Source organism: bacterium (assembly GCA_009926305.1).
Taxonomy (GTDB): Bacteria; Bdellovibrionota_C; UBA2361; order UBA2361; family RFPC01; genus RFPC01.
Genome location: RFPC01000103.1, coordinates 1 through 7,233, shown reverse-complemented (window position 1 = coordinate 7,233; position 7,233 = coordinate 1). Strand labels below are relative to the sequence as shown.

General features: G+C 46.0%; 5 protein-coding genes. 1 reads left to right on the top strand and 4 read right to left on the bottom strand.

The genetic code is table 11. The features are described 5' to 3' along the window. Window positions 1-283: 283 nt before the first annotated feature. From EBR25_11865 to EBR25_11850, 4 genes are all read right to left on the bottom strand, one after another. The gene (locus EBR25_11865) at window positions 284-1,639 is read right to left on the bottom strand and encodes a hypothetical protein (GenBank protein NBW41680.1); all 1,356 of its coding nucleotides are present in this window, start codon (window positions 1,637-1,639) and stop codon (window positions 284-286) included. A gap of 331 nt (window positions 1,640-1,970) precedes the next feature. Beyond that, window positions 1,971-2,837, bottom strand: coding sequence for a hypothetical protein (locus EBR25_11860; protein NBW41679.1), 867 nt, complete (start codon window positions 2,835-2,837; stop codon window positions 1,971-1,973). A gap of 138 nt (window positions 2,838-2,975) precedes the next feature. Next, on the bottom strand, window positions 2,976-3,869 hold the full coding sequence (locus EBR25_11855) for a polyphosphate polymerase domain-containing protein (protein ID NBW41678.1): 894 nt from the start codon (window positions 3,867-3,869) through the stop codon (window positions 2,976-2,978). 38 nt (window positions 3,870-3,907) lie between these two features. Then, window positions 3,908-4,591 carry a DUF4956 domain-containing protein gene (locus tag EBR25_11850; protein NBW41677.1) on the bottom strand — a complete coding sequence of 228 codons (684 nt, stop codon included), beginning with the start codon at window positions 4,589-4,591 and terminating at the stop codon, window positions 3,908-3,910. 578 nt (window positions 4,592-5,169) lie between these two features. On the opposite strand from EBR25_11850, the gene EBR25_11845 reads away from it, so the two are divergent. Further along, window positions 5,170-7,233: hypothetical protein (locus EBR25_11845; protein ID NBW41676.1), on the top strand; the 2,064-nt coding region annotated here is incomplete at its 3' end.

Sequence of the window (7,233 nt, the reverse complement as noted above, 5' to 3'; positions counted from 1 at the left end):
ATAAGTGGGACACTATATAAGTGGGACACTATATAAGTGGGACACTATATAAGTGGGACACTATATAAGTGGGACACTGTATAAGTGGGACACTGTATAAGTGGGACACTGTAAGCAGCATTTCGTGGAACTTTGCTGCAAACGAGATCCCCTCGTTGCCACGTACGGATAGTCCTCTCCTGAGATCGTCTCATTTGTGGCTTTATCAGCTCGCGCTTCCCGCCAACGCATTATAGACGATCCGCTCCAGAATTACCACCTGCCCTTATGAGCGACGTTTTATCTATGCTGCATATCCTGAAGGGTGCTTCCCTTGCATTACTCGTCCAATGTCAGATTCGGCATAAAACTGTAAAAGATTCGCCATAAGGGAACGATCTTCATCTCGGGTGGCCTCCTCTTTTTGTTTTTTCGTATCAGAAAGCAAATCCCCATAGGAAGGATAGAAACCTCCCTGCTTCAGCAAGCACTTTCCCCCGAACTTCTCTTTCACAAACGTCTCAAATTTCTCCCAAACCATCTGATCATGCTCACCACCCCACGCATACTCTCTTAACCGATGCCGAAGAAAAAGTTCCTTTGCCTCTCTTTCCCCTTCAGGTATCGACGATGAAGAGATCTCTCGTGTGAATAAACGATGAAGATCACCAAGTCGTCTTAGAGGAAAACGAAAAATATCATCTTCAATATCGCAGGTATTCTCTCCATAGAAATCACTGATTCGAATATTTAAAAACTCCTCTTTAAGCCTCTCGATGACCTTTGAGTACGAATCCAGTGAGCCGCCAAGACCGGCAAACATTTCGTTCGCTTTTGAGACATACCGACAGGCTTCTCCGATATCTCTCTTCTCACTACTCATAATTTCCTTTGCTCGCTCAAGATCTCCCCAGAGTGTGCTATTTTTCTCGTCAGCCAGTAGCAGAAAAGGCGTCGCCGTGGAGTCGTAGTTCGGCCAGGGGCGAATCCTCCAAAACACGTCACCTGGCCTCATCTTCCGAGGCACCTCATAGTAATATTGAGTCCCTACGTGTTCTCCCCTCGATGCGAAAAACTCTGCCAACTTGATAGTCAGCAGAACATCAGAACGACTTTCATGTGACTGCGCGCCCTTGAGCAAACCAAAGGAGGAGCATAGATTCTCCAATGAGAGACTTACTTTCTCGCTACATTGAGACTCCGATAAAAGATCACGAAGTTTCTCATCTCGATGATATAACTTCTGAGACAGATAAAAGAGGTCGACATTACGCCAACGTCCAAAAGGATTTACCCCATTACGGATAAATGTAGTGTTGAGGTACGGAAGATCAAATTTTGCGGAATTATAACCGACTAAACATGCTCTTACATCAGATGAGTTTTCAACATGTCGTGAAAGAAACTCCGCTATCGCATAGACGGCTTCCTTTTCAGAGAGCTTTGCTTTTTTTTGGTGGTCGAGAACATCGACTCGATTAGTGAGAATGGCACCAGGATGCGGCAATACTGTCCGCTCAATCCGAATCAGATCACTATATTCATCAACAATAGAGAATTGCTCATCCGTTACGATAAAAGAAAAATTAAGAATCTGTCCAAGCTTACTTAATTCAGTCGTTTCAAAATCATAGAAGATTAAAGTCATGGCGCCATCCATTGCTCAAGATACCTCTTAGGGATGGATTCTTACGCATTAAAGAATAGAGAGAAAGAGGAGGTAGAAGACGGGCCCTAAAAAAAGTAATGTGAGCAACATAAATATTCCAAAGAAAAGCCCATCTCGCCTCAGAGACTTCTCATCGAATGTCGCCATGCCAAACCACCATTTTTAATAGTAGCCAAGGATATCGTTTCCTCCTGTACATTAGTGAAGGTTTGGGAGCTTGAATCTTAGGGGAGCATTGCAAAATTCACGCAGCGGACCCTACTCCTCTTGTCTCTCCCGAAAGCTCGCAGAGAAGGCATCAGAGAATCTCAGAGATGCCCTGCTACAACTGCCATGCAGTAATCCAACGGGTCTCAACGAGCCTGCCACCGAATTCATGAAGAAGACGCCGTTCAATATCAGCCATGTGAGCAGCGCCATAAAAAATTGCTATTCGCTCAGGCCTTGGTTGGGAACGCAAGACATCCCTCAACACCCTGAGCACACGCGCATTTCGAAAATCAAGCAGGTAGTATTCTATCGGAGAAAGGCTAGTAGAGGAGAATGTCTTCGTGTAATGCACCAACGATTCGGCAAAAAATAATCTTCTTGCCGAGACATCAAGGTAGAGCGCTATGACTTCTGGAGCCGAAAATGTAACGCTATCCATCTGTTGAACGGTAGAGGCAAGTAGAAGATTAAGCATCACTTTCCCAAGAAGAACTGATAAATTCTCTCCTCGACTTTTTGCCTCTCGTTGAAAGTCCTCCAGAGAAACATCTGCATGGACAAAGTTCGGGAGAGAATAGTCGATCTCATCTAGCTGAAGGCTTGCAAATAGGAATCGTGCAAATCCTTCCTGTAATACATTGACCAATCCTCCTCGCTGCGCTCCAGGAACTGGCGTTGCACCAGGAGGACCAACAAGCTCGTAGAGAACAATGTCATAGCTCCTGAAAAGCTCATTCAGTTTTTGATAATACTCCTTGTCACCGATATGAACCGCGCTTACCAGCGAGACGAGAGCCCCATTAGATAAACGATAATCACTTACTGCGACCTGAAGTGCACTGCTAGCGCGCTCTGGCATACTCTCTTCATGCACGACACGAAAAAACACCTGTTGGAGGCTCTCCGCTTGCACAGGAATGCTAAAACCAATGAGAATCAGGCAATAAAAGAGCTGCGAAAGTTGTTTCAGGGGAGCCATACCGTTGATCTTAAATGGTTTTAACATCAAGCGGGAGGCTATAGTTGAAAACTGGCCATTATTACTACTGAAAACTGGAGTATTCCTGAAGATTGCTCAACAATACTCAACTGCATTTCTTTATCTGATGAGTGCTTTTTACCCTAATAAGTGGCTGTCGAGACTCTCTGAGCTGAGGTCTCTTCCATTAGGAGCATCACTATTTGAAGTCTCACCACTGGATGAACCCCCTCCATTACCAGCAGTCCCGCCATTACCGGATGATGGAGAACGCGCACTACCTACGTCATCATTCGATGAAAGAAGCCACTGTTTTCCCCCTCTTCCGAAAATAGCATCTACCCCAAGACAGTATTTTGAGTACCTCGTCTGGGGAAGGGAATACCGACATAAAATTGACTGAAGCCACATTGGCACGGCTTGATTCGTCTTGACCTCGAAGACTCCAAGGTCAGGAGCAATAATAGACTTCTCCTGGGCATCATTATACATCGCTAAGTTTTCACCACCGGCTGTGATTCGCGTATCAAGGGTTATACGCATATCATTTTCATACCGCGGGATAAGTGGTCTGCGATGATATCGAATGTTGACCACTGGAAAAAGCTCAAGACGATCTTGAAGATATAATAACTCTCGAGCCGCATCAGAATCTTCTAGTTCTTCAAGAATCGCGCCGAGTGGAATTTGATTGTGGAACTCAAATCGGTCGAGTATTTCGGGAGACTTTAGATTAACACGCTTCTTGTTTACGAACTGCTTGTGCTTTTCCTTGATTTCAATAAACAGTGCTGTGGACTTCCCTTGAGTATTATAAGAACGAAGTCTTATTTTTCTTCGATATCCTACTGACTCCTCCCGGTCATAGTAGAACCGAAGATCAGCAGTGTCATAATAAATACTCGCTATTTCATAGGAGTGGGTCGCGTTTACATGAGGATCATAATCACAATACGACAATGCATCCTCGAACAGCTCATCTGCCCGATTCAGAGGAAGAATATACTTTAACTCATGCCGAAATCTGGCCATACAAACTTTACAAAACGCTTCTTTTCATTAGCCCCTTACTAGAGGTCAATCAAATGATTTGAGCCGACAACCTGAACTCGTAAGTTCGAATTAAGTGCGGAGAGATCTTCAATAAGCTTCGCGGCACTAAACTTCTTTGGAACTTTAATAGAGAAAGTAAGCTCAAGCTCGGTTCCCATACGAGTCGTCTCGGCTGAAACGAGACTAAACTGTTCTGAGTGCAACTTCAGCGTATCATCAAATATCCCTTCAAAATCATTCGTGAGTGGTATTTGAACCCGAACCAATCGCTCCGTAAGCCCGTGTTCGCCAAACTCTACAAGAGCTAGAAGAATAGAAGCACCGCAGGTAATAGTGGTTAAGACAATCGCAACGGTATAGAAACCTGTTCCACACGCCATGCCAATACCCATCGACAAGAAGATGTACGCTACATCGCGCGGGTCTTTCACAGCGTTTCGAAAGCGAATAATTGAAAGAGCTCCAACCAGGCTAAACGCCCTTGCGATATTCGAACCAATGATCAGCATAACCGCACCGATGACCATCGAACACATGACGAGGGTGACCATAAACGAGGGCGAGAAAGAGGCACCGCGGTATGTAATCTGGTACGTCTTTGCCACGACGAGAGACAAGAGAAAAGACAGTACCAAGCAGGTAGAAATACTGGCTACCGTTATCACCTGCCCAGGATCCGAGAAATTCTGTATCTGATTCATGAAATCGTTCACGTGTACCTACCTCAACTTACTTATAAACTCACTAATTTCAGACTTTCGCGGCTTCTCAAAAGGTTCTCCGTGACTCCGCCGTATCCTAGAGAGCCTCAACTCCCTTAAAATAGCAAGAAAAACGGTGTTGCAAAACCACCTCCCCCTTCGGGGCAAGTCGTGCTTTTCTCCCCTCTGAATAAGACGGGCATATCCTTAGTCTTTTACTGAATCGTCCCTCTTCTGGCAACCAACAGGTAGTAGACCACAGACACAGCCTTTTGGTAGCCACATGCGACTCTATATATATGTATTTACTATGGAATTAACAAGTTTGCCCCACTTGGAGCTCTCCACTCCCCAGTAGGGCCAGCCCCCAACAATTCGCTGCCCTCCTTCCTATACGCTCGAGCGTGTCAGCGGTCACTCCAGTGAAACATGCTAACCGTGTCCCTCTCTGCAGGCTCTGAAATCGGAAAAAGCTCTCCCTATTTCCGGTTCCCATAGCACCAAGAGCATCATCTCTGTTGAATCTTTAAGGACATTACAGTACGACAGTAGGGCAACAAATCCTCGGGGACGTAGATATGGAATCAACTCTTTCGCACTCAACACCAGTAGCAGGGAAGGTTAATGTCGTTGAACATGACGGCGTATACACCATCTTTCTCGGAAGTGAGGAAGAGCGCGTCATCACTATTACCAGTGAGCGAATGGCATCGCTGAAGGAAACAATCGCTCAACTCAAATCACTAAAACCGAAAGGAGTAATTATTTCTGGTCCCCGCGAAAATATGTTTGCGGCGGGTGCAGATATAAACGCGATTCAATCAATCCAAGATCCACTGGTAGGCGAAGAGCTCGGCAAAGAGGGACAAGCTGTTTTTCAGATGATTGAAGACCTTTCATGCCCAACCGTTGCTGCTGTTAGTGGACCGTGCGTTGGTGGTGGATGCGAGTTGGCTCTTTCTTGTGATTTCCGGCTCATCTCTACTCATCCGAGTTCTCAGATAGGGCTTCCCGAGACGAAGCTCGGTATCCTTCCCGGCTGGGGCGGCACACAAAGACTCCCGAGACTGATTGGGATTCAGAAAGCTCTTTCGATCATTCTTCCGGGAAAAACTCTCAAAGCGAGCCAAGCAAAAAAATATGGGTTAGTAGACGAGGTACTCGCTCCAGCAAATATCTTAGCTCGCGCCGATGCAATTGCGCGCAGGAAGGGAGCTTTGCCATTCAAAAATCAGATTTCGTTAGTCGATAAATTTCTTACCTATACATGGCTTGGGCGTCACCTGGTTGAACGAAAATCTCAAGCTGCAATAATGAAAGAAACAAGAGGAAACTATCCCGCTCAACCAGCAGCTCTTCAAGCCGTACTCCTCGGACTCAGTGCTGGAACAAAAAAGGGGTACGCCCATGAAGCAGCGGAACTTGGTCGACTACTCGTAACCCAAGAGAGCCGCTCTCTGGTAAATCTCTTTTTCCTCACTGAAGGCTCAAAAAGAATAGGAAAAGCGGCAAAGGATGATTTAAGAGCCCTCAACAGTCTTGTGGTTGGTGCTGGAGTTATGGGGGCTGGAATTGCGGGAGCATTTGCCCAAAAGAATATCCCAGTAATCCTCAAAGACACGGAATTGGAGGCCTTAGAAAGAGGGAAGGCTCAGATTGCCCGATCCCTGGAGAAGAAAAGATATCTTTCTGGGGAAGATCGCACCGCAATACTGGAGAGAATTCGTACAGGTACAGAGAATCCAAGCGGAACCGACCAGGTCAACATTGTTGTAGAGGCGATTGTTGAGAAAATGGATGTGAAGAAAGCTGTCCTTGGGAAGCTTGCTGCTGAAGTCGCGCCTCAAGCCATTCTCTGCACTAACACTTCATCTCTTTCCGTTTCAGAGCTCTCGGAAGGGATTGCTCATCCTGAACGGGTCGTCGGAATGCATTTTTTCAATCCTGTTGAGAAAATGCCATTGGTAGAAATTGTACGTGGTAAGCAAACAGACGATCGAAGCGTTGTTATTGTGGCTGGGCTCACGACAAAACTCGGAAAGTTCCCGATCATAGTGGAAGATGTGCCTGGATTTCTCGTGAATCGCATTCTTAGTCCCTATCTTAATGAGGCTGGAGCACTTTTAGAGGAGGGATATCGAATTCAAGACATCGATCGCGCTGCTCAGAAATTTGGAATGCCAATGGGGCCAATTCGCTTGCTTGATGAGGTTGGACTTGATGTCGCAGAGCATGTTGCGAAAATTATGGTAGACGGATATGGCGAACGAATGAAAAGCCGGGGCTCGGTTGGAAAGCTCGTAGAGAAAGGGCTCCTTGGGAAGAAGTCTAGAAAAGGCTTCTATGAGTATAGCGATGGGCACGAGGTGCCAAACTCTGAAATACGTTCTCTTCTCGGGATTACAAACGAGCGAGAAGTCGGAGACCCAAGAGTTATAGAAGATCGACTCATTATGAGTCTGATAAATGAGGGGATTCGTTGTCTTGACGAAGGAGTTGCGGGGATTCCTGGAAAAGAAGCAGCAAATCAGATTGATCTTGGTACCGTTATGGGAATCGGGTTCCCCCCTTTCCGTGGAGGCCTTATCTCGTATGCGAATTCCTTAGGAGCCAAAGCAATACTTGAAAAATTGCGGCACCTC